The sequence below is a fragment of the Henriciella sp. AS95 genome (genome assembly GCF_038900055.1).
Lineage (GTDB): Bacteria > Pseudomonadota > Alphaproteobacteria > Caulobacterales > Hyphomonadaceae > Henriciella.
The window spans coordinates 2762695-2786380 of record NZ_JBBMQM010000001.1; the positions used below are offsets into that span (position 1 = coordinate 2762695).

The window sequence follows — 23686 nt, forward strand, 5'->3', positions numbered from 1 at the left end:
TCAGATTAGGCTTCGGGCCACGCACCCAGCGCGCGGTAAAGCGCGATGACATTGAGGTTTCTCGTCAACTCCGCCTGAATGAGTTGCTGACGCGCATTATAATAAAGCTGCTGGGAATCGAGAACCGACAGATAATCATCGACGCCGACCTGGAACCGCTCCTGCGACAGGTTCAGCGTGACTTCGGTATCATCCACAAGACGTGACAAGGCGTCGACGCGTTCATCAATGGTGCGGGCAATGGCAAGCGCGTCTGCCGTATCTCGGAAGGCGAGTTGAATGGCCTGTTCATAGGAGGCCAGTGCCACATCGCGTTGCGCCTGAGTGACCTCAAGGTTGGACTGGCGAGCGCCGCCATCAAAGATCGGAAGTGAGATCGACGGACCAAAACTGTAGCCGGCCGAGCCATCAAACAAGTCAGACAAATCAGAACTTGCGTAACCGACCCGTCCGGTCAGCGAGATCGACGGGAAGAAGGCAGCTCGCGCCGCCCCGACATTCGCATTCGCCGCCAATAGTTGGCGTTCTGCGGATTGCACATCAGGGCGCTTCAGCAGCACAAGCGAGGATTGGCCGACAGGCACATCATCAACAAGCGGAGACGGCGTAAGCTGCGCCGACGAATAGGTGCTCTGTGGCAGATCCGTCCCGACCACCAGGCGCAGAGCATTCAGGTCCTGTTCGACCCGAGCGGCAAACTGTGCCGCTTGCGCACGCGCTGTCTCAACACTTGCCGACGCACGGCGCACATCGAGCTGGGTCGCCACACCGGCCTGGAACAATTCATCGGTCAGCCCGAGCGATTCTGACTGCACTTCAACTGTGTCTTCAGCCAGCGCCAGAAGCGCCTTGTCCGCGGCAAGCTGCATCCAGATTTCGCCAACGGTCGCTGCAATGGCGATCTTGGCTGCGCGTTCGCCTTCTTCGCTCGCGAAGTAGGACTGCAGAGCCGCTTCATTCAGGCTTGCGACGCGGCCAAACAGGTCCAGCTCGTAAGCCGTGACCCCCAGCTGCGCAGTCGCGCTGTCACCGAACCCGCCGACGGCAGGCCCGCTATCGAAAGTGCCGCCTTCAGTAAGGCTGCCGGACGCGCTGAGCGTTGGCAGGCGCTGAGCCTGCGTGATGCCATAGCGGGCCCGCGCCAGCTGCACATTCGCTGCGGCAATGCGCAGGTCACGGTTTTCATCCAGCGCCAGGTTGACCAGATTTCTGAGGTCGTCGGATAGATAGACGTTCTGCCAGACAAGCGGCTGAACTTCCGCGCCCGCTTCGTCGATGACGGGCAGAGCTTGCGGAATCGGAGCCTCCGGGCGCTCATACGGCTCTGTCACCGTCATACAGGCACTGAGGCTAAGCATGGCTGTCGCCAGGCTGGCCGAAAGGATCATGGGTTTCTTGCTCATGCGGAGGCTTCCTCTCCGGTTTGTCGGCCAAGGGGCTTCTCGCCCGTCAGCTTTCGGATCATCACATAGAATAGCGGTGCAAACAGCAGGCCGAACACAACCGAGACGATAAGGCCGCCAAGCACGGCCGTGCCGATGGCCTGGCGTCCAGCGGCCCCTGCCCCGGAGCTGATTGCAAGCGGCAGCACACCGAAGCCAAAGGCAAAGCTTGTCATCAGGATCGGGCGAAGCCGCATCCGGACAGCTTCCTCGACGGCCTTGATCAGGCCGATGCCCTGCTTCTCCAGATTCCGGGCGAACTCGATGATCAGGATGGCGTTCTTCGAGGCAAGACCGACCGTGGTCAGAAGGGCCACCTGGAAGAAGACGTCATTGTCGAGTCCGCGAAGATGAGCCGCGAGGACGGCACCTGCAACGCCAAGTGGCGCCGTCAGAAGCACAGCAACCGGCACGGTCCAGCTCTCATAGAGCGCCGCAAGGCAGAGGAAGACGAACAGAAGGGAGATGATGTAGAGGAGCGTGGCCTGGTTGCCGGCCTCTCTCTCCTGCTTACTGATACCTGTCCATTCCATGCTTATACCGGGTTGCAGTTGGCCAACCAGCTCTTCCATCTTGCCCATCGCCACACCGGAACTGACGCCCGGCGCAGGCCCACCCTGAACATTGAGCGCAGGAAAGCCGTTATAGCGTTGCAGCTGCGGTGACCCAAAGGTCCACTCGCTGGTCACGAATTCTTCGAGCGGCGCCATCTGGCCTGTCTGATTGCGAACATACCACTGGCCAAGATCGTCAGGCTGCATCCGGTCAGTTGCTTCACCTTGAACATAGACGCGTTTGATGCGCCCACGGTCAATGAAGTCGTTGACATAGGTACCGCCGAAAGCCGTCGACAGCAGGCTGGTGATGTTTGAGGTATCGACGCCGAAAGCCTGCGCTTTCTGGTAGTCGATATTGATGTTGAATTGCGGACCGTCAGCAAGGCCGTTTGGACGCACACCCACCAGCTCAGGCTGCTGACTGGCCATGCCCAGAAGTTGTCCCTGGGCCTGGATCAGCGCGTCATGCCCAGCACCGCCGGTATCCTGAAGATACATGTCGAAGCCTGACGCGTTACCAAGTTCCTGGATCGGCGGAGGCACGATGGCGAAGATCTGAGCGTCGGTGTTCTGGCTGAAATAGCCGGTCGCGGCGCCAGCGATGGCAGACGCAGATTGGCCCGGACCAGTACGCTCTGACCAGTCATTCAACGCGGCGAAGGCAATACCATTGTTCTGACCGCGTCCGGCAAAGCTGAAGCCGGCCAGTGTGAAAATGCCATCGATGCTGTCTTCATGAGTATCATGGTAGTAATCATTCAAGTCACTCAGGACTTCCGCCGTCCGCTCCATGCTGGAGCCCGGCGGCAGCTGCACAAGCGAAATCACACGGCCCTGGTCTTCTTGCGGAAGGAAGGAAGTTGGCAGGCGCACGAAGCCGAACGCCATGACCGCGACAATGACAGCGAAGACTCCCGCAAAGATCCAGCGGCGGCGCAGGATACGGTCGACAACGCTACCATAACCGTCACGCAGACGATCAAATCCGTTATTGAACCAGACGGCCGGCTTTGCCAGAAAACCCTGCTTCTTGTCGTGGTTCGGCTTTTTCAAAATGGTCGCACAAAGCGCCGGCGAAAGGATGAGCGCGATCACCAGGGAGAGCGCCATGGCCGACACGATGGTCACCGAGAACTGGCGGTAGATGAGACCCGCAGAGCCGGGAAAGAAGGCCATTGGGATGAAGACCGCAGAGAGCACGACCACGATGCCGATAAGGGCACCGGTGATCTGTCCCATGGATTTTCGGGTCGCCTCCACGGGGCCTAGACCGTCTTCTTCCATGACGCGTTCGACGTTCTCGACCACGACGATGGCATCGTCGACAATGAGACCGATGGCGAGCACCATGGCGAACATGGTGAGCGTATTGATCGAAAAGCCGAGGACGAACAGCACCGTCATGACGCCAAGCAACACGACCGGCACAGCGACCATGGGGATGAAGGATGCGCGCAGGCTCTGCAGGAAGACAAAGATGACGAGGAAGACGAGAACAACCGCCTCCATCAGTGTCTTCTGAACCTCGTGAATGGAGGTCTCGATAAAGGGCGTGGAGTCGACCGGGAAAGCGAATTCAATGCCTTCGGGGAAGTCCGCCGCGATACGGTCGACCTCTGCTTTGACCGCTTCCGCCGTGTCGAGGGCGTTGGCGCCGGTTGCGAGAGAGACCGCAAAACCCGATGCCGGATACCCATTGAACTTCGATGTGAATGAGTAGAGTTCAGCGCCGAGCTCCACTTCAGCCACATCGCCGATGCGAACCGAGCCGCCTTCGGGCGTAGTGCGCAGGAGGAGATTGCGGAACTCTTCCGGCGTACTGAGCAGTGACTGGAGCGTCACTGTCGCATTGATTTCCTGACCTTCGACAGCCGGCGCGCCGCCGAGCGAACCAGCCGACACCTGCGTGTTTTGAGCGCGGATTGCATTTATAACATCGCCCGGCACAAGGTCAAACTGGGTCATCTTGTCGGGGTCGAGCCAGATGCGCATCGCGTACTGGGAGCCGAACAGCTGGACCTGGCCAACGCCGTCGATACGACCGATGGTGTCGTACATGTTGCTGCGGATATAGTCGCCAAGATCGGTCTGGTCGTAAGTGCCATCTGGCGAATAGAGCGACGTGATCAATAGAAAGCCTGCGCTGGCCTTGTTTACCGTCACGCCCTGGCGCTGCACCGGTTCCGGAAGAAGCGGCGTCGCGAGCGACAGCTTGTTCTGGACCTGAACCTGGGCAATGTCCGGGTCGGTCCCGGTTTCAAAGGTCAGCGTGATCGAGGCTTCGCCGGACGAACTGGACGAAGACGAGATATAGTCGAGCCCGTCGAGGCCTGTCATCTGCTGCTCGATGACCTGCGTCACCGAGTCCTCGACCGCCTTGGCCGACGCCCCCGGATAAATGGCCGCAACGGAAATCGTTGTGGGTGCGATGTCTGGATATTGCGACACCGGAAGGGCGCGGAGCGACATGACGCCCGCCAACATGATGACGATTGCAATCACCCAGGCAAAGACCGGGCGGCTAATGAAGAAATTTGCCATGAGTTCGGTCTCTTATTCCGGGGTCGACTGGCTGGCGCCAGCATTGACCGAAGCCAGTTCGTCGGTTTGCGTTCCGATGACATTGACCGGAGCGCCGTCCCTGACATTCTGGAAGCCACTCACGATCACTTGGTCGCCGGGCGAAAGACCGTCGGTGACGATCCAGTTCGCTCCACTGGATTCCTGAATCTTGACATCCTTGCGTTGTGCCGTGCCCTCCTGGCTCGCAACAAAGACATAGCCATCGCCCTTCGGCGTGCGCTGAACGGCCCGCTGCGGAACGAGATACACCCCATTATAGGACCCTGCAGCAAACTCTGATTTCACGAACATGCCCGGAAGAAGCAAACCGTCGGGATTTGGAACCTGAGCCCGGATGATGACCGTACCGGCTTCCTGGTCGACGCTGACTTCCGTAAATTCGATCTGGCCACGGTGTTGATAGGCAGACCCATCCTCGAACCGGACGGTAACCGGCACGCTCGCCGTCTCACCCAGCGTGCGAATCTCGCCATTTGCGACATCCTGCTTCCAGCGCAACACTTCGGCGCTTGATGCCGTCATGTCGACATAGATCGGATCAAGTTGCAGGATCCGGGCAAGAGGTGTCGCCTGGTTTGCTGTAACCAGCGCACCCGGTGTGACTGAGGATCGGCCAATCTGGCCATCGATTGGGGCGCGAACATTTGTCCGCGCGAGATCGATCTTGGCGCGTTCAAGCGCAGCGCGCTGAATGCCGACCTCTGCAGCCGCCTGTTTCGATTCCGCGACAGCTTCGTCATAGGACTGCTGGCTAACGGCGTCGATATCAGCGAGGCGCTGAAAACGACCGGCGGTTTCCTGAGCGGTCGCGGCAGACGCTTCAGCGCGGGCCAAACCGGCCTTCGCGCTTTCAACAGCGGAGTAATATTCCGCGGAATCGATCTGATAAAGCGGCTGACCAGCTTTGACCTGCTCGCCCTCAGTAAACAATCTGTTCTGAATCAAGCCCGTTACCTGCGGACGAATTTCCGCTTGGGCAAAAGGCGTCGTACGTCCCGGCAGGGTGCGCACGCTCTCGACGGAGGCTGGCTCGGCTTTTATCACTTCGACGCGTGAGGCTTGCTGCTGCATCGCCTGTTGTTGCGGTTCAGCTGCGGCAGGATCATCGCCGCCGCAAGCGCTCAGCGCCAGAAGCGACGCGCCCGCAAGCGCGCCAGCTATCACTCGGCGAGCTGCCACACGGGTCAATATATCAGGGGAGGAAACCGGGAGGATCATTTCTTGTCCTTCTTCGCACACGTTTGCCTGTTTTCTGGTCTGAACATGCGCTTGCTTTTATAGAATGAACGTTCTATCTAATGGTGCGTTGCAGCATGTCAAGACATACGAAGGCGGATTTAGTGCAAACAGCACACAAAACCATGACAGGGGCAGAAAAGCGGCGCGAAGCGCGGTGCGACCAGGTGTTGGACGCAGCGTCCGCCTGCTTCGTCGCGCACGGATTTCATGGTGCAGGCATGGCCAAGATCGCCAAACGCGCCAAGATGAGCGTCGGTCACATCTACCACTACTTCGAAAGCAAAGAGGCGATCATCGCTGCGCTTGTCGATCGTGAATCCGAACTGGTTGCTGAGCGCTTCGCGGAACTGGAATCGCTGCCGAGTGACGAGTTGGCAGCCGCTATGGTCAATCGAGCCGAGGATATTGTGGCCACGAAGTCAGATGCATTCCAGTCTGCTCTCAACCTCGAAATCCAAGCCGAGGCACAGCGCAACCCTCAGATTGCGGCGATTATCCAATCGCACGACACGCACGTACGGTCTCTCCTGTCCAACATGATTAGCAATAAACTTGGCCTGACTGATGCTGACACCCGCACGGAATTGCTGATGTCTCTTTTTGGTGGATTGGCGTCCCGCGTCCTGAGAAACCCGTCCCTACAGCGCGACGAGCTCATTCCGCTATTCAAGGAGCTGATGCAGACGCTCCTCCACGAACCGGTTAATTCCTGAACAAAATCGCGCCTTGCGAGTTTGTCATGTCATGAGACTGACAAACAGAGCGGCCGCAGCATGACTTCCTCAACTGACGATCCACTCGAAAACGTGCTCGACCGAGCCATTGAGGATACGGACGGCGATAAGGTCACGTTCGGTGATCTGCTGGATCTGTTTGGCCACCGGTCGTTCGGTCCTGTCGTCGCCTTTCTAGGATTGCTCGTCGTCATTCCGCCCCTCGGGGCGATCCCGGGTCTGCCGGCCGTGATCGGCGTCGTCATCATCCTTTTCAGCGTTCAGATCGTCCTCGGTGCCGACCACATCTGGGTGCCAGGCTTCATCGAAAACCGGTCGATCGAAAAGAAGAAGCTGGAGGAAGCTGAGGACCGCACCAAGAAGTGGCTGAAGCGAATTGATCGCATGATATCCGAGCGTCTGGGATTTCTGACCGGCCCTTGGGCGACTTACATCGCAGCAATCATCGTCACAATACTGGCCGCACTGATGATCCCACTGGAACTCGTTCCTTTCGCAGTCGCTGCGCCGGGGCTTGCCATCACGATTTTCGGCTTGGCCTTCGTCGCGCGTGACGGCGTGCTCATGCTGATCGGCTATATCCTCGCCGCGATTGCGGCCGGGCTGACCGTGTTCATGGTTCCCTGGGGCACTTTTGCGGGCTGGTTCGGGGCTTAAGCTTTCTTCGCCATCAGCGGCGCGCAGAGCTTCTCGGCGAGATCGACCGTTTCCACAGCTTCAGCGACCAGATCAATCTCGCCCTCATCGTAGCGGCGCTGCACATATGAACTTCCGGACAAGAGCATCCCCGCCACCAGACGTGGCATGCCGCCCTGCTCTCCTGACATTCCAAAGTCTTCGGCCAACAGCTCGCACAGGCGATCTTCATACTGCACACGAATGCGCGACAGCTCTCCAAGGATAGATGGGTTGGCGTGACGGGTTCTTATAAATTCACGGTAGGAAAAGCTGCCGCTCGCAACCAGCCCTCCATACGACCATTTCAGCCAGCCGCGCCAGACGTCGAAGGCCGTGCTGTCGGGGTCGCGCTCCTCAAGCCACTCGGCAAACAAGTGATAATAATGATTGTCGCCGGCGCTCGCGAGTTCCTGTTTGGTCGCGAAGTGGCGGTACAGGGTCTGAACGTGGACTCCAGCGGCATCGGCGATCTCATCGAGCGTCGCCTCATCATACCCTTTGGCGAAAAACACAGACTGCGCCGCCTGCACAAGCTTGCGCCGTGTTTCCGCTTTTCGTTTGGATCTAAGAGGGTATTTGACGGGCATACGAATTCTAACCTTCAGTTCTCAATCCATTTTATCAAGCTTTGCTGTGCGCTTGCCTATCACTAATCAAGGAATTGAGCGTTAACGAGATTGAGCGGTTTGTTAACTATGTTGCAGTAATTTCCCGGAACACTTCTCGGGGTCGTCTGTTGTTTATGCAGAGATTGAGCCATGAAAAAAACTGCTAACATACGCACCGGACGAAACGGAATGACTGATCAGCGCAGACAGCGCCGAGCATTCAATACCGCGATGTCACAAGGCCTCAATTCTACTTACAAGCCTGCAGAAGGTGGCAGCCGAATGGAAGAATTCCTCGATCTGCTCGAAAAGGCTGATCGAAAGATCTCGAAGATCTGATCACTGCCGCCCCTGCAGGTTTCTAACTTCAATAATCCACTAAACCGGACGCCTTTGACATGCGGGTGTTTCAGGTTTGATATTGACTTCCTCCTCCCATCAAATATCGAAAAATGTAGACAACTACAATTAAGCTGATCTGCAAAGTGGACAGCGGGAGGAAAATTATGGCGCAACCGGCGAAACGCGCGCGGCTCGTGCAGGGCGTAATGCCTGTGCCAAGCAGCTCAAAACACTTTGGCCGCATCCTTGCCGCCTCATTATTCGGCTTGATTGTCAGCGCCTGTTCCGAAAAGCCGGCAGACGACGAAGCGAGCCGGTCCGAACCTTCTCAGACGCAAACTGATTCTGACGAGTCGGTCGAAACTGCAGCTGCAGAAGAGATTCACCCCGGTTCAAAAATCTACGCCACGCGATGCGCTGCCTGCCACGACAATCCCGATACATCCCGCTCTCCTTCTTTCGAAGCCCTGCAAGCGATGAGCCCGACGCAGATCACCTTCTCGCTGACATCGGGCAAAATGCAGGCGCAGGCCTCAGGGCTCAGCCAGTCCGATATTCGGGACGTTGTGTCGTTTATCGCAGGCGAAGAGGGCGGCGCCTACACAGTGCCCTCCAATGCGATGTGTGAAGACACGTCGATTTCTTTCGAAAAGACATATGTGGAGCGCTGGGGTCCCGATTTGGGCAACACCCGCTATTACGGCCCGGAACGCAGCACGCTCACGAAAACCGATGCCGCAAGCCTCGAAGTCGCCTGGACGCTCGGCCTGCCGAGCGCCTCTGATGTCCGCGGCTACCCGGTCATCACCGAAGATACGGTCTTTGTCGGCGCCTCGTCGGGCCACGTATTCGCTGTGGACCGGGAGACAGGCTGCACCAAGTGGCACAATGAAGTTGGCGTAAATTTGCGGTCCTCGCTTTCACTCGGCGAAGTTGACGGCAAACCAGCCATACTGTTCCAGGACGGTGCAACCAATGTCCATGCGCTCGACGGCGCGACAGGCGAAGCGCTCTGGTCCAAACGAGCTGGCGTCATGCCGGAAAATATGGGCACAGGCAGCCCTGTCCAGATCGGCGATCAGATCATCGTCCCCCTTTCAGCCATTGATGTCGGCGCCGCCGGCGATCCGAATTATGAGTGCTGCAAGGGTCACGGCGCCGTGACGGCCATCAGCGCCGAAGATGGTGAGCGCCTTTGGGAAGCCCACATGACCGAGGACGCCGTTCCAACGACGAAATCATCGGTCGGCACACAGCTCTACGGCCCAGCCGGCGCACCCGTCTGGACGACACCGACGATCGATGCCGAGAATAACCGCATCTATATCGGCACGGGCGAGAACACGTCCGCCCCCGCAACCGATACCAGCGATGCCATCATGGCGCTCGACCTGGAGACTGGCGATGTGATCTGGACGTATCAGGCGACCGAACAGGACATGTTCAACATGGCCTGTAGCGGCTTCGGCCCGGACGGCCCCAACTGTCCCAAGCCAAAAGGCCCGGATCTCGATTTCGGCGGGTCAGTCTCACTCACCAAGCTCGCTGACGGCACCGATGTAATCGTCGGTGGCCAGAAGTCAGGCGTCGTGCATGTCGTCACCGCGGACACGGGCGAACTCATCTGGAAAACACGCGTCTCAGCCGGATCAGCGCTCGGAGGCATTCACTGGGGCCTGACCGTTGCCAATGGCGTCGTGTTCGCGCCCTCCTCCGACCCCGATTTTCCGTTGCCGAATTACGATCCGAAACCCGGCCTCTATGCGCTCGATCTGGAAACCGGCGACGTGTTGTGGAGCCACGCGGCGAGCCGCACCTGCCCTGAAGGCGCTGTTCCAACACGCGGCGGCGGCGACAACCCTTACCCGGATTGCGTTTTCCAGTACGGCTATTCAGCCGCTCCAGCATCCAATGACGAACTCGTCTTCGTCGGCGCTCTGGACGGCATGATGCGCGCTTTCGACGCCGAAACGGGCGACGTTGTCTGGGAATACGACACGGTCCAGGCATTCGACTCGGTCAATGGTGTGGAAGCGCATGGCGGGGCAATCGACAATGCCGGGCCAGCCCTGGCTGGCGACATGCTGTTCGTGCCATCCGGCTATGCCGCATTCGGCCAGATGCCTGGCAATGCCTTCATTGCGTTCCGCACATCTCAGGGAGACTGAACGATGCATATAAAAGATCTACTGATGTCTGCTGCGATTGTCGGCATGCTCGCGACCACGGCGTCCTGCTCTGGCGGCAATGAGGCCAGCTCTGACGATGATCATGCAGGCGAGCCTGCCCACGTCGTCGCCATGCACAACTTCATGAATGAGGAGATCGACGTCGTCGCCGACAAGATCTGGGACAAACAAGGCTACATCATTACCGTCGAGGGCGAGGAAAAACTGTTTCCGACGACCGATGAAGGTTGGCAGGCCGTCGCCGACGCTGCCGACGAAATGGCCGCTCTCTCCGAAGTGCTTGCGACGGAAAAATACAGCCTCGGTGAGCAGGACTGGGTGACCTATTCCGAAGGTCTCGCGGTCGCAGCTGAACAGGTCAAGGGCGCTGCCATCGCACAGGACGAGGAAGCGGTCTTTGAAGCCGGCGGCCTGATGTACCGCGTCTGTCGCTCCTGCCATGAGCGTTTCCGCACATATGGAGAAAACTGAAGACCATGCCCTGCCTGGTCTCACATCCCCCACACCGGGATATCCTGCCAGTTACGACGCGGACACTGGCAATGTTTGCCTGCCTGTGCTCCGCACTGGTGTGGGGGATGTTTTATCCAGCGCTCGCCCATGATGTATCGCAATCCAATGCGAAGTTTGTCGAAGCGGTCAGCGGCCCGGCTCCAATCCCGTTTCTGTACCTTGGCGCCAAGCACATGGTCACGGGCCTGGACCACGTTTTCTTTCTGATCGGAGTCGTCTTTTTCCTGCGCCGGTTCCGCGACATCGTTATTTATGTCTCGCTCTTTACGCTTGGCCACAGCCTGACACTGCTTGTCGGCGTCCTCGCCAACATCTCGGTCAATGTCTATCTGATCGACGCGCTGATCGGCCTGTCCGTTGTCTACAAGGCCTTCGAAAACCTTGGCGGTTTCAGGAAGCTTTTCGGCAGCAGCCTGGATATGCGCGCGGCCGTCTTTGGTTTCGGCCTGTTTCATGGACTCGGCCTCGCCACAAAGCTTCAGGCGCTTTCCATGGATGATAACGGCCTGCTGGTGAACCTCATCTCATTCAATATCGGCGTCGAGATTGGACAGGTTCTCGTCCTGCTCGTGGTCGTCTGGCTGCTCAACATCTGGCGCGAAAGCCCGCACTTCGAGACGCATGCCCGGTACGCCAACATCGCGCTCATGATGGGTGGTTTTGTCCTCATCGGCCAACACCTCGCCGGCTTCTTCGCAGGAGGATCGGCATGACTGACACGACGGCAGACAGAAATCTGGGCTGGCCCGTGCTCGCCAGCCTCGCCGGCGCAGCCTTCCTGCTGATCTTCTGGATCCTGCCCGCCGAACATGGAATCGACCCTACAGGCTTCGGCAAGCTCACGGGGCTGACCAGCCTCACCGCTGAAGAAGAGCACGCCTTCGAAGCCGCCGACGCCAAACCCGTCACCATTACAGAAAGCTTCGAGCTGCTCGGCTTTGAATCGCTCGAATATAAGGTCGACCTTGATGAGCATGCCGGCATGGTATTCAGCTGGTCAGCCTCAGCACCGCTGCACTATGACATGCACGCCGAACCATCGGGCGCCGAAGACGGCGAAGCCTATAGCTATGCGGCCGGCGACGCGGCCCGTCAGGATGGCACCTATCTCGCCGAATTCCAGGGCGAACATGGCTGGTACTGGGCCAATGAAACCGCCGAACCAATCACTGTTGAACTGAGCGTTACCGGCTTCTTCGCCGCCACGACGCTATATCGCGATGGCAATGCCATCAGCCAATCAATGCCAAAGGAGTAAGGGATGAGGGACTTCTTCTTATGGATGAACGAGACGCCATGGAGTGTGGCGCTTCGCGAGTCCTTTTACGTCTGGCCGATGCTGGAGGCGAGCCACGTCATGTCGCTCATGCTCTTCGTCGGCACGATCATCATGGTCGACCTGCGAATGTTGGGACTTGTCTACAAGACTGTGCCCCTGTCGGAGATGGACAAGCGTATTCTGCCACTGACCGTCGCAGGGTTTATCCTGCTTCTGGTGACCGGCCTCTTGCTCTTCTACGCAAAGCCCATGGTCTATTATCACAGCGTCTTTTTCCGCGTGAAAATGCTGCTCATTTTGGCCGCGATGACCAACATTCTCGTCTATCATTTCCGGATTCAGAAGGACATGGAGAAGTGGGACAGCGACCCCAAGCCACCGCGCAGCACCCGCATCTCGGCGATGATTTCTCTTTCGGCCTGGATCTTCGTCGTGATCACCGGACGGATGATCGCCTATGACTGGTACAATTGCGAAAAACTCGAGCCGGGCAGCCTGCTCTCGACCTTCGCAGATTGCCAACCCATCGAATACGCAGACGTGACGGAGTAAGCGCCATGGCCACATGCTATTATGAAGGCGAGCCATATGATTGCTCGTTCACCGACAAGTTCTTCCTGCCAATCGCGGACAGCATCGATCAGTCCGGCATTGCGACAGCAGTGAAGGATTCAATGACCATTGTTCCGTGGGCCGGGTCTTTCCACCTGCTCGCGCTCGCTCTGCTGGGCGGGGCGATCATCATGTCTGACCTGCGGGTTATTGGCCCGGGGCTGCACACACAGTCGCCGCTCAGCCTGAACCGGAAAATGAGGCCATTTCTGATCGGCGCCGTCATCGTCCTGATTATCAGCGGCGTGCTACTGGCGCTCGGTGAGGTGATGAAGCTGTTCTACAGCCCGCCCTATTGGGTGAAGATGGCGTCGCTCGTCAGCGCCCTGCTCTTCACGTTCGGCACACGCGACAGCCTGATCAAGAACAATGGAAAGCTGACGCCGATTGCCATCGCCTTTGGTGTTGTCTCACTCGTGCTCTGGGCGTGGGTCTTCATCGCGCTCACCAGCCTTCTGGCGCGCGTGGCGTTCCTGATCATGATTGCCGGGCTTGGCCTGCTGGTCTGGCTATCGGGCCGCGGCGCCGACTCGATGCCGCTCATGGCACGCCTTGGCTCTGCGACGACCATCGCGCTCTGGATGACGACAGCCGTCGCCGGACGCTGGATCGCATTCTGGTAAAAGCGTCAGCCAACTCAAAACCCATCAAAGAAAAAGCCGCCCCGGCATGGGGGCGGCTTCTTCGTTTCTGACTAAGCGCCAGCGTTACATGTCTTCCGCATCCGGCAGCTCAGTCTGGACGGGGCCGCGCTCACGCGGGTCAGTGCCGTCCTTCGGTGCACCGGTGCCGCTCGAGCCCATGAAGATCTTCTCGCCGTTGGACAGCGTGATGTCGCGGCCATTTGCCTTGCAGGCTGGGGCACAGAGGCGGTCCTTGGACTGGTAACCACGCACGATAATCGGCGTGCCAGGCGTCAGGGACTTCTTGTTGAGGCCTGCACGTAGGAGGGTGTTCGGCGTGCCGCCTTCAACCATCCATGCGACGGTTTCCTCAGAGTCTTCCTCTTCGGCGGCGAGGTGGATCCAGGTGTGCGGATTGACCCACTCCACCTTGGTGACTTCACCGCGCAGAAGAACCGGCGCTTCAGCGTCGAATTCTGCGGAGAAAGCATGGTGAGCGCTGGCAGCCCCGACAATCGCGAGAGAACCAGCTGCGACGCCTGCGAGGGCGTAAAGCTTGTTGTTCAGTTTCATTTCAATGTCTCCCATTGGTTCAGGTAAGGTGCGGCAGAACTTGCTGATCCTGCCGCCTGCCTTCTCACTTCGAGCCGCCGGCTGATGCCGCGTCTTGTTCTTGCCGGCGTGCACCGGCAAGGATGCCTGGAAGCGAATAGTTCGCCTCGTGGCATGCGTACTCATAGATTGGCCCTTCAGATTTCCGGAGGATCATTTCCCCCTTCCACTTCTGGGTAAAGATTTCCGGGTCCTCGACCCAGAACTCATAGAAGATTTCATCATCGGATATCCGCGTGAAATGCTCTGTGACTTTTGCGTCCGACGACATGTAGAGCCGGTGGCGCGTTGCTGCTCGAAGCGAAATGTCGGGCTCGAAGTTGGTGGTCTCGACGACGAGCGTGTCGCCATCCCAGTAGCCAACAGAATCGCCGAGCCACTGGTCCATCATTTCCGGACGATGTTCTTCATTGAGGCGGATCATCCGGGTCTGGTGGTTCATCTCGACCACGATGGCGACTTTGTCAGGTGCCTGCACGATCTGGTAATTGTTGTTGTACAGCACGTTGAGCATTGGCGGTCCGCCCGTCGAGCCGAACCCGACCGTGCAACGCTCCGCCGCAGCGCGGACTTCAGGATTGTCGAAGTCTTCGCGCTGTTCGATCAGGCGATCCTCGGCCATTTTGCGGCCTGCTTCGGTATATGGAAGCTTGCCGTCCGCAGGCTCGACAATCCAGGTAGAGCGGTAGTCGCCGCGCACCTTTGCCAGAGAGGACCCAAAGTCCATCCAGAAGCGGTTGTAGCCACCGACGCCCTCACCGCCTGCCTTGAGAGCGGGCGCATCAGGGTCGGTCGGTGCATTATCGGCTTCAGCAGAGGCCTCGACCATTCCAGCCATCATCATGGCCTGCTTCTCCGGCACGATGACCGGCAAATTGTCCGGCTTTTCCAGCGTAGTCAGAGATGCGTTGGTCCAGATGCCCTGCATGTTGGGTGTTCCATCCGCCATGCGCGGCGGCTCATAATCTGTCTCTGGCGGTTCCGCCATCGCAGCCGGCGCTACCATGACAGCAGCCATTGCAGTCGCAGAAGCAGCGAGGAGTGATTTCATCGTCAGTCTCATTTCAGCGGCTCCTTGCGTAGATGTCCGTGGAGCTTTTCCTCCACAAAGGGAACGCAGTTAAAGTCTTCAATTCGCGCGTCCGCGCCGACGAGACGATAAAGCGTCATGTTCAACGTAACAGGCTCGGAGAAGGTCTCCGGGTCTTCAATGGTCGCGCTATAGTCAATGTGATCATTGTCGATGCGCGTATAGCGCTCGGTGACTTTCGCCATGGCCGAATAGTGATTGCCAGAACGGTCCAGCCAGGATGACCCATTCTGTCCGGTCACTTCGATGACGAATGTATCACCGTCCCAATAGCCGTAGGACTGCCCCATCCAGCTATCGACGGGCGCTTCACCCGGATCCGTCAGGAAGATATTGCGCACCGTGTTCGCATATTCATACACGATCAGCATTTGCTCATCATTCTGAATGATCTCAAACGGATGCGGCATATATGTGGCGCGTGGCACACCCGGCATGTAACACTTGGCTTCCGGATCGTTATTTGCCCAGTCGGCGACGTTTTCAGCGACCTTCTCTTCTCCGCCCGGCAGATAAGGCAGCGTCTGACGACCCTCTATGACGCTCGGCCCTGGCGGTATCGCACCAACAGCGCCCATCGCCAGCACGTTCTTGGCCGGGACAGGCCCATGTGGCCCCTCGCGCAGCTGGTAGGCGTGCTGAGCGTCATGCGCCTCAACATTGTCATTGGCGGTATTGAGCACCTGCCAGACACCCGACAGACTTTTCTGCACTTCCGGCTCGGCGGGCTCTACTGGTGCGGCAATGGCCGTCTGACCACTGGCAGACGGTTCAACCGCCGCGCACCCTGTGAATAGACTGACTGCACTCACAGCCAGCATCAGATTTCTCATATGTTTCCTCCCCTGAAGTTCCGTTTAGCCGGAACTGGATCTGCCATTTATTTTTTCGGCTTTGTGCTTCTCCGATAGAGAAGCTGCATCATGTACACAGTTAGTGATATCTGACTACATAAATGTCAATTCTTGATCTTCGGTTCGAGGTCAATTTCTCGTGACCGATCCGTTCTTATTGACGCTCCACCAGCAAGTGGCTGAAGAGGGCTTCCACCTGGTCAATCACCAGGATCGCTTCGGTCACGATATCGATGTCTTCCACCTCATACCGTCTCATAACATAGCTCGATCCTGCGATCAGCATCCCGGCCGCCAATCGCGGTTCGCCAACCCCGTCTGCCGGCATGCCGAAGTCTCTGGCGAGCGACTGACATAACACGTCTTCATAGTCCGCTCGGATCGTCGAGAGATAGCCAAGAATTGGCGGATTGGCGTGGCGCGTCCGAATATACTGACGGTATCTTTCATCGCCGTCCTGGGTCAGATAGCGGAACGATTTGCCGATCCACCTCCGCCAGAAGTCAAACGTATTGCCCGAGCGGTTCGGGTCAGTCAGACGAGCCTTGAAATGGTCGAACCAGCGCTGGTCTCCGGAACTGGCGAGTTCCTGCTTGGTCGAAAAGTGCCGATAGAGCGTCTGCACGTGGACGCCTGCGACGTCGGCAACTTCATCAAGCGTTGTCGCCTCATACCCCTTGCTGAAAAAGAGCCCCTGTGCGGCCTCAGCGATCTTCCGGTGAGTCTCCGCCTTTCGCTTGGTGCGGAGCGGATACTTGATGTTTCGACTAGCGCTCATCCGGTGACGCCCCCGGTTTTGTTTCAGCGTGCCTGCCGATGCTTTCGACGGCAAAATCTGACCGCACTATTGGTGCGATTGACACAAATGTCCATGCACTGTCTCAACATCTTCGCAGCACGTGTCAGCATCGCGATCCGCACGGCAACTCGCTCGGCAATGATGGTCAAGCGGTGAGCAAGTGCCAAGTCTTTGGAAAACTTCATCATTCCTGCTGTTGAAGTCTCTACACGATGGCGTAGGCTACTCTGATGGAAGACGTCGCCTTCAAGACCGACAGCGGGGCAGGAGCAGCTGACTGGACGAACATCCAGAAAGCGTCGGTAGATTTTCGTAGACACCTGCACCAACGCCCCGAACTGCCCTGGCAGGAAGAGCAGACCGCCACCACAATACGCGCATCGCTCGATCGACTTGGAATTGCCTGGACGCAATGCGCAGGGACCGGCACGATTGCAAGGCTGGCGCAAAACGCACCCGGTCAGCACATCGGCTTGCGGGCTGACATTGATGCCCTGCCCATCAATGAGGCCAGCACGCACGATCATGTATCGACTCACGAAGGCTGCATGCACGCATGTGGACATGATGGTCATTCGGCCGCGCTCATGTCCACCGCGGCCTGGCTGAAAGCGCATGAAAGCGAACTGCCTGGACCGGTCACCTTGATCTTCCAGCCAGCCGAAGAAGGCGGGCATGGCGCCAAGAAGATGATTGAAGGGGGCGCGCTTGAGGGCCTCGACGCGATCTATGGCTGGCATAACTGGCCGGCCATTCCATTCGGCAAGGCGGTCTGCCCCGACGGCGCCGTCATGGCCGGCAATGGCACGTTCCGTATTTCACTCAAAGGATCAGGCGGCCACGCCAGCCAACCAGAGAATGCCCGTGATCCGGTCCTGGCTGCCGCAGCCGTGACCATGGCCCTTCAGCAGATCATCGCGCGCCGTATCACGCCGCAGAATGCCGCTGTGGTCAGCGTCACCTCGATTGATGCCCCAAGCGGTGAGACAGTCATCCCCGACAGCGCTCAACTTGCTGGCAGCATCCGTATCGCCAATCCAGATGACCGCGCCCGCATCGACGCCATGATTACCGAAATCGCCACGGCACAAGCGGCGGCCTACGGGGTCGAAGCCAAGGTCGAGCTGTTCCCCCGATACGACGCAACGATCAATGACGCCGCAGCCGCCGGCATCATGCGCGATGCGATTGCCGCAGACCTCGGAAATGCCTGGCTGTATGAGGAACTTCCAGTGCCAATCATGGCATCAGAGGACTTCTCTTACTATCTGAAGGAGATACCGGGCGCGTTCGCTCTGATCGGCGCCGATGACGGAAACGGGCATCACGAGCCCTGTCACAGCCCGCGCTACGACTTCAACGACCGGCTTTTACCGATCGTGACCCGCATTTACGCCCGCCTCGCCGGAGCGCCACTGCCCGAACAGTCAACGTCTCAACACGATTGAGGACGTCAGAAACACAAGAACTCTAGAAGGAGATCGACATGGAATTATTCGAACGCTGGGAATCAGAAGTCCGGGGCTATAGCCGTGCTTACCCCACCGTCTTCAAATCAGCCTCGAATGCACGACAAGTCGATGAAGCTGGAAAGTCATATCTGGACTTCTTCGGCGGCGCCGGCGTCCTGAATTTCGGGCACAACAACCCGAAGATGAAAGAGGCCATCATCGACTTCATGAACGCCGATGGCATTCCGCACAGTCTCGACATGGCCACGACCACCAAGCGTGAGTTCATGCAGGCCTTTATCGATACGATCCTGAAGCCGCGCGGTATGGATTACCGCATGCAGTTTACAGGCCCGACCGGCACCAACGCTGTCGAGGCCGCCATGAAACTCGCCCGCCGTGTCACAGGCCGCAAGAGTATCATCGCTTTCACCAACGGTTTCCATGGCATGACGGTGGGTGCGCTCGCCGCAACGGCGAACAGCTATTACCGCAATGCAGCAGGCGTTCCGCTCAATCATGTCGAGCGCCTGCCTTTCGGCCACCCGCTCGATGGGATGGAAGAGTCCTATGCAGACCCGTCGGCAGGCTTTGAGCCACCGGCTGCCATTCTCGTCGAGGTGATTCAGGCCGAAGGCGGCGTAAATGTCGCCACCAAGGAGTGGCTGCAGGCCATCCGGAAATTCGCCAAGGATCGCGGCGCGCTCTTCATTATCGATGACATCCAGGCAGGCTGCGGGCGCACAGGCTCCTATTTCAGCTTCGACGGCATGGACCTTGATCCAGACATCATCACCCTCGCAAAGGGCATTGGCGGCTTCGGTACACCGCTCGCCATGAACCTGAACAAGCCAGAGCACGACAAACACTGGTCGCCCGGCGAACATACCGGCACCTTCCGCGGGCAAGGTATCTCCTTCGTCGCCGGCAAGGTGGCGATGGATTATTTCAAGGATGACACCTTCATGGCGGATGTCCGTCGCAAGGGTGAGATCATGGCTGATGCGCTCAAGAAGATGGCGGGGCCGGGCATGGAAGTACGCGGCCGCGGCATGATGCAGGGCATCGACACCAAAAACGGCGCACTGGCCAAGAAAATTGTCGCTGAGTGCTTCCAGACCGGCCTGCTTGTTGGCGGCTGTGGCTCCGAAGGCCGGGTGATCAAACTGATCCCGCCGCTGACCATCGACGACGCTGACCTCAAAGAAGGTCTCGACCTTCTCGAAAAAGCAATGAACGCCGTCATGGTGCCAGCATGAGGCAGCGCGACGACATGACCTTCCCGCACGAGGAATATGTGCGGCGACTGGAAGGCCTGCGCAAGCGAATGGATGAGCGCAACCTCGATGCCGTGGTGATCTCGGACCCTGAGAACATCATGTACATGACCGACTACCAGACGACCGGCTATTCCTTCTTCCAGGCGCTGGTCGTCCCGCTGGACGGCGAGTGCTACATGGTTACGCGGAACATGGAGGAATCCAATGTCCATGCCCGCACCTGGGTCAGCAAGACACGTCCTTTCGCTGACAATGGCGACGCCATCCAGACGCTCGTCGACAGTTTCCGGGAAGCTGGTCTGAACAATTGTACGATCGGCTACGAGCGTAACTCTTATTTCCTGCCAGCCTATCAGCAGGACCGTATCCGGACAGCATTCACCACTGGACGGCTTATAGACTGTTTCGGCATTGTCGAAGAGGGCCGCGCCTGCAAGTCGAAGCATGAAATCGAGATCATGAAGCGATCAGCGAAAGCTACGCAGGCAGGGATGAAGGCTGGCATCGAAATCGCACGGCCCGGCGTCACTGAAAATCAGATCGGCGCAGCCATTTCTGCCGCAATGTTCGAAGCTGGCGGAGAGCCGCCCGCTGTCATGCCTTATGTGACGTCCGGCCCGCGTTCCATGATCGGGCACGCCACATGGGAAGGACGCACGGTGCAGGAAGGCGAGCATGTCTTCCTCGAAGTCGGCGGCTGCTACCGACGGTACCACACCGCGATGATGCGCACTGTCGTCATGCAGAAAAAGCTGTCCGCTTCGATGGAGAGCGCCGAACGTCAGATGCAGAAGGCGCTTCGCGAATTGCGCTCTGCCGTCCAACCGGGCCTGACCGTCTCGGATGCCGACAAGATCGTCCGCGACATCGTCAATGATGGCCGCCACGGCGGCGCTCTGATCACCAGGTCCGGCTATTCGATCGGCATCGCCTTCCCGCCAAGCTGGGATGAGGGCTACATCCTCTCCCTCATGCAGGGCGACCCGCAGATCCTCAAGGAGGGCATGACCTTCCACATCATTCCATGGGTCTGGGGCGTCGATGGCGACAAGACGGTCGGCATCTCGGATACGTTCTATGTTACCGAAGATGGGTGTGAGAGCTTCTTTGACCTGCCGGAAGAGTTCACGCTCAAGCCGCCTGAAAAGTCAGCCGAAACCAAGCCAAAACCGAAATCCAAAAAGGCCACCAACGGCGAGGCCGTTACCCAGTAAACTGGCCTGAACAGGAGACCACCATGCTGAAAGCCGTGAACCCGGCGACCGGCGAGACCGTGCGCGAAGTGACCCCCGACACGGACGCCGAAGTGAATGCGAAGATCGAAGCCTCAGTGAAGGCGTTCAAATCGTGGAAAGAGAAAAGCTTCGCCGAACGCGGCAAGCTGTTGCGCGATGTCGCGAAATACATGCGAGACCATGTCAATGAGCTCGGCCCGGTCATGACCGAAGAAATGGGCAAGCCCAAGGGCGAGTCCGTCGGTGAGGTGAACAAGTCCGCCTGGTGCGCTGAACATTACGCTGACCATGCAGAGCAATATCTTACGCGTCAGGTCCTGGAGTCGGACGCCTCGCTCTCCTATGTCCAGCACCTGCCGATCGGCCCAATTCTCGGTATCCTGCCCTGGAACGCCCCCTTCTGGCTCGCCTTCCGGTTCAGCGCCCCTGCCCTGATGGCGGGCAATTCCTGCCTCATGAAACATGATCCAAACGTGCCAGGTTGCGCCGAAGCCATCGAGAAATGTTTCCGGGAAGCCGGCGCGCCAGAGGGCCTCTTCCAGGCGCTCTATCTCGAAACCCCACGTGTCGAGGCCGTCATCCGGGACAAACGCATTCGCGGCGTCTCGTTCACTGGCTCCTCACGCGGTGGCTCGAAAGTGGCCGAGATTGCAGGATCGGCCATCAAACCGGCCGTTCTCGAACTCGGCGGCTCCGACCCGTCCATCATTCTCGCCGATGCAGACCTCGAGAAAGCCGCCGACACGCTCACCCTGTCGCGCATTATCAATGCCGGCCAGTCCTGCATCGCCGCCAAGCGCATTATCGTTGAGGACAGCGTTTATGATGAGATGGTTGGCCTCATGAAAGACCGCCTCTCCAAACTCAAGGTCGGCGATCCGACCGATGAAAGCACGTCGGTTGGCCCCATCGCGCGGCCTGATCTTAGAGACGGCCTGCACAAGCAGGTGAAGCAGACGATTTCCGAAGGTGCCACTTGCGTCCTGGGCGGAGACCTGCCCGATGGCGATGGCTATTTCTATCCCGTCACCCTTCTCACGGATGTTGAGCCGGGCATGTGCGCCTTTACCGAGGAAACTTTCGGCCCGGTCGCCGTCATGATCCGCGCCAGGGATGAAGCGCACGCCCTCGAACTGGCGAACGATACGGACTACGGCCTCGCCGCCAGTGTATGGACGAATACCGCCAGAGGCGAAGCGATCGCGTCGAAGCTCGATACCGGCCAGGTCAGCGTCAATGGCATCGTCAAGACAGACCCTCGCCTGCCGAGCGGCGGCACCAAGGCCTCCGGTCTCGGCCGCGAGCTTGGACCTCATGGAATCATGGAGTTCGTGAATGCCCAGCAGGTCTGGATAGGCCCTGCCAAAGCTTGAAATGACACCGTCGTCTGAGGGCGCGCCAATCCCTTTTCAGGTGTTAACTTTAAAGCGGCAAATTTGCAGAAGTTTCCCCGCCCTGTTTCAGTGCGGCTTTATGCCTGCCTGCTAGACCGTTCTGTTAAAAGTCGCAGCAAATGCGACTGAACAGAACGTTCAGGGGCTATAAATGGTGTCTACATTGCGCGCGCTTCACACGCTTGTCGCCTGCACGGCAGCGATGTGTCTGCCCCTTGCATCGACCGCCGCTCCGCAGCTTCGTGGTGGAGAGACGGCGACCGTCGCCACCACCGAAAGCGCACCGGTCCAGACCGACCTCACCGTTGTGGTCAACCGCTCGACCCCGATTTCCGTGGGTCGCCCGTTCAAGCGCATTGCTGTCTCGCAACCTGAAATCGCGGACGCATCGCCGACCGCAGACAACCGCCTCTACGTCCGCGGACGCACAATCGGCGCAACCAATATTCTGGTCTATGACGACGAAGGCGAACTCGTCGAAATCATCGATGTGCGGGTCCAGCATGATCTCGGCGCCATCAAGAGTGATGTGGCCGCCCTCTTCCCCGATGTGCAGCTCGACCTTCGCACCGTTGCCAACCGGCTGCATGTTCGCGGCGGCGTGCCGGATGACGCAACCGCCGCAGAGATCATGCAGATCGCTTCCAGCTATGCACCCGACGCTGTCATTGACGCCCTGAAGATCACAAGCCCGCAACAGGTCATGCTGGAAGTTCGCTTTGTCGAAGCCTCTCGCGAAGACGTCAACGAGATTGGCCTGGGCAGCGAAATCTCCAAAGCAGGCGATTTTGTTTTCTCCACGGGGTCAGGGATCCTTTCGGGCAGCGCGCCTAAGACACTCGGCGCGATTTTCGCCAATTCCGGTGATGTCAGCATCGACGTCTTCCTGAGTGCCCTCGAGCAGAAAGGGATCATCCGTACGCTCGCTGAACCAAACCTGGTCGCCCGCTCAGGGGAAACTGCAAGCTTCCTCGCTGGCGGTGAGTTCCCGATCCCTGTTGCCGCTGATGATCAGGCGATCACCATCGAATTCCGCGAATTCGGTGTGAGCCTGGATTTTACGCCGACCATCCTGTCGGACTCCCTGATGAGCCTGGAGGTCAGCCCGGAAGTCAGCCAGCTTGATCCACGCAACTCAATCCGCCTTGAAGGCGTGGAAATCCCCGCACTCAGCGTCCGGCGCGCGAACACGATCGTCGAACTATCCGATGGTGAAAGCTTCGCGATTGCTGGCCTCATCCAGAACACTGTAGACAGCACAAGCGTTCAAACGCCGTGGATAGGTGACGTACCGATCCTTGGCGCGCTCTTCCGTTCCAACCGGTTTCGCGAGAACGAAACCGAACTTGTCATCATCATCACCCCACGCCTCGTTCGCCCCGCGAGCGCCGGAACGCGTCTTTCGGATCCTCTGACGAACCGCACCGAACCCAGCGAGTCCGAGCGGCTGCTCCTGGGGCAACTCGATGACAAGGCGGCGCCAGCGCTAGGCAGTGCCGTCTCGAGCAATGTCGATGCTCAGCTTGTCCGCCGCGACCTTGGCTATGTGCCGCAAGCGGGAACACGATAGAT

At 58.6% G+C, this 23686-nt stretch carries 22 protein-coding genes; 14 read left to right on the forward strand and 8 right to left on the reverse strand.

Annotation, left to right across the window (positions count from 1 at the left end):
• Window positions 1-5: 5 nt before the first annotated feature.
• The 3 genes from WNY37_RS13610 to WNY37_RS13620 are packed head-to-tail and all read right to left on the reverse strand — an operon-like array spanning window position 6 to window position 5800.
• Window positions 6-1403, reverse strand: a complete 1398-nt coding sequence (locus WNY37_RS13610; RefSeq protein ID WP_342973936.1) for an efflux transporter outer membrane subunit — start codon at window positions 1401-1403, stop codon at window positions 6-8.
• Window positions 1400-4540: an efflux RND transporter permease subunit gene (locus WNY37_RS13615; protein WP_342973937.1), complete on the reverse strand. Its 3141-nt coding sequence runs from the start codon at window positions 4538-4540 to the stop codon at window positions 1400-1402. The genes WNY37_RS13610 and WNY37_RS13615 overlap by 4 nt, the downstream gene beginning before the upstream one ends.
• Before the next feature lie 12 nt (window positions 4541-4552).
• Entirely contained in the window at window positions 4553-5800 is a 1248-nt protein-coding gene (locus tag WNY37_RS13620; protein WP_342973938.1) for an efflux RND transporter periplasmic adaptor subunit, read from the reverse strand.
• A 143-nt stretch (window positions 5801-5943) separates the two neighbouring features.
• Between WNY37_RS13620 and WNY37_RS13625 the strand changes: the two genes are divergently transcribed.
• The gene (locus tag WNY37_RS13625; RefSeq protein WP_342973939.1) at window positions 5944-6534 is read left to right on the forward strand and encodes a TetR/AcrR family transcriptional regulator; all 591 of its coding nucleotides are present in this window, start codon (window positions 5944-5946) and stop codon (window positions 6532-6534) included.
• 60 nt (window positions 6535-6594) lie between these two features.
• Window positions 6595-7212: an exopolysaccharide biosynthesis protein gene (locus WNY37_RS13630; protein WP_342973940.1), complete on the forward strand. Its 618-nt coding sequence runs from the start codon at window positions 6595-6597 to the stop codon at window positions 7210-7212.
• Here WNY37_RS13630 and WNY37_RS13635 read toward each other — a convergent pair.
• Complete coding sequence (locus WNY37_RS13635; protein WP_342973941.1) at window positions 7209-7820, reverse strand: TetR/AcrR family transcriptional regulator; 612 nt, start codon at window positions 7818-7820, stop codon at window positions 7209-7211. The two genes, WNY37_RS13630 and WNY37_RS13635, sit on opposite strands and share 4 nt — an antisense overlap.
• A gap of 210 nt (window positions 7821-8030) precedes the next feature.
• Between WNY37_RS13635 and WNY37_RS13640 the strand changes: the two genes are divergently transcribed.
• From WNY37_RS13640 to WNY37_RS13670, 7 genes are all read left to right on the forward strand, one after another.
• On the forward strand, window positions 8031-8180 hold the full coding sequence (locus WNY37_RS13640) for a hypothetical protein (RefSeq protein ID WP_342973942.1): 150 nt from the start codon (window positions 8031-8033) through the stop codon (window positions 8178-8180).
• 167 nt (window positions 8181-8347) lie between these two features.
• Window positions 8348-10351: a PQQ-binding-like beta-propeller repeat protein gene (locus WNY37_RS13645; protein WP_342973943.1), complete on the forward strand. Its 2004-nt coding sequence runs from the start codon at window positions 8348-8350 to the stop codon at window positions 10349-10351.
• 3 nt (window positions 10352-10354) lie between these two features.
• Window positions 10355-10843 (forward strand): hypothetical protein, encoded by a 489-nt coding sequence (locus tag WNY37_RS13650; protein WP_342973944.1) that lies wholly within the window; start codon window positions 10355-10357, stop codon window positions 10841-10843.
• Between the two features lie 107 nt (window positions 10844-10950).
• Window positions 10951-11598 carry a HupE/UreJ family protein gene (locus tag WNY37_RS13655; RefSeq protein WP_342973945.1) on the forward strand — a complete coding sequence of 216 codons (648 nt, stop codon included), beginning with the start codon at window positions 10951-10953 and terminating at the stop codon, window positions 11596-11598.
• Window positions 11595-12143, forward strand: coding sequence for a hypothetical protein (locus WNY37_RS13660; RefSeq protein ID WP_342973946.1), 549 nt, complete (start codon window positions 11595-11597; stop codon window positions 12141-12143). Before WNY37_RS13655 ends, WNY37_RS13660 begins: the two co-directional genes overlap by 4 nt.
• A 3-nt stretch (window positions 12144-12146) precedes the next feature.
• Window positions 12147-12716 (forward strand): DUF6644 family protein, encoded by a 570-nt coding sequence (locus WNY37_RS13665; RefSeq protein ID WP_342973947.1) that lies wholly within the window; start codon window positions 12147-12149, stop codon window positions 12714-12716.
• Window positions 12717-12721: 5 nt separating this feature from the next.
• The gene (locus tag WNY37_RS13670) at window positions 12722-13399 is read left to right on the forward strand and encodes a DUF6644 family protein (protein WP_342973948.1); all 678 of its coding nucleotides are present in this window, start codon (window positions 12722-12724) and stop codon (window positions 13397-13399) included.
• A gap of 84 nt (window positions 13400-13483) precedes the next feature.
• On the opposite strand, the gene WNY37_RS13675 is transcribed toward WNY37_RS13670, so the two are convergent.
• The 4 genes from WNY37_RS13675 to WNY37_RS13690 all read right to left on the reverse strand — a co-directional run bounded on the left by WNY37_RS13675 (window position 13484) and on the right by WNY37_RS13690 (window position 16733).
• Window positions 13484-13972, reverse strand: a complete 489-nt coding sequence (locus WNY37_RS13675) for a DUF6152 family protein (protein WP_342973949.1) — start codon at window positions 13970-13972, stop codon at window positions 13484-13486.
• Between the two features lie 64 nt (window positions 13973-14036).
• A complete protein-coding gene (locus WNY37_RS13680) occupies window positions 14037-15074 on the reverse strand; it encodes a hypothetical protein (RefSeq protein WP_342973950.1) in 1038 nt (345 codons plus the stop codon).
• Window positions 15071-15934: a hypothetical protein gene (locus WNY37_RS13685; protein ID WP_342973951.1), complete on the reverse strand. Its 864-nt coding sequence runs from the start codon at window positions 15932-15934 to the stop codon at window positions 15071-15073. Before WNY37_RS13685 ends, WNY37_RS13680 begins: the two co-directional genes overlap by 4 nt.
• 175 nt (window positions 15935-16109) lie before the next feature.
• A complete protein-coding gene (locus WNY37_RS13690; protein WP_342973952.1) occupies window positions 16110-16733 on the reverse strand; it encodes a TetR/AcrR family transcriptional regulator in 624 nt (207 codons plus the stop codon).
• A 251-nt stretch (window positions 16734-16984) separates the two neighbouring features.
• Here WNY37_RS13690 and doeB2 point away from each other — a divergent pair, with 251 nt between their 5' ends.
• The 5 genes from doeB2 (at window position 16985) to WNY37_RS13715 (ending at window position 23684) form a co-directional block, all read left to right on the forward strand.
• Window positions 16985-18202 (forward strand): N(2)-acetyl-L-2,4-diaminobutanoate deacetylase DoeB2, encoded by a 1218-nt coding sequence (gene doeB2, locus WNY37_RS13695; protein WP_342973953.1) that lies wholly within the window; start codon window positions 16985-16987, stop codon window positions 18200-18202.
• Between the two features lie 38 nt (window positions 18203-18240).
• Window positions 18241-19464, forward strand: coding sequence for an aspartate aminotransferase family protein (locus tag WNY37_RS13700; protein WP_342973954.1), 1224 nt, complete (start codon window positions 18241-18243; stop codon window positions 19462-19464).
• A complete protein-coding gene (gene doeA, locus WNY37_RS13705) occupies window positions 19461-20699 on the forward strand; it encodes an ectoine hydrolase (protein ID WP_342973955.1) in 1239 nt (412 codons plus the stop codon). The genes WNY37_RS13700 and doeA overlap by 4 nt, the downstream gene beginning before the upstream one ends.
• Complete coding sequence (locus WNY37_RS13710) at window positions 20660-22093, forward strand: NAD-dependent succinate-semialdehyde dehydrogenase (protein ID WP_342974902.1); 1434 nt, start codon at window positions 20660-20662, stop codon at window positions 22091-22093. Before doeA ends, WNY37_RS13710 begins: the two co-directional genes overlap by 40 nt.
• Before the next feature lie 172 nt (window positions 22094-22265).
• Window positions 22266-23684: a type II and III secretion system protein family protein gene (locus WNY37_RS13715; protein ID WP_342973956.1), complete on the forward strand. Its 1419-nt coding sequence runs from the start codon at window positions 22266-22268 to the stop codon at window positions 23682-23684.
• Window positions 23685-23686: the final 2 nt, after the last annotated feature.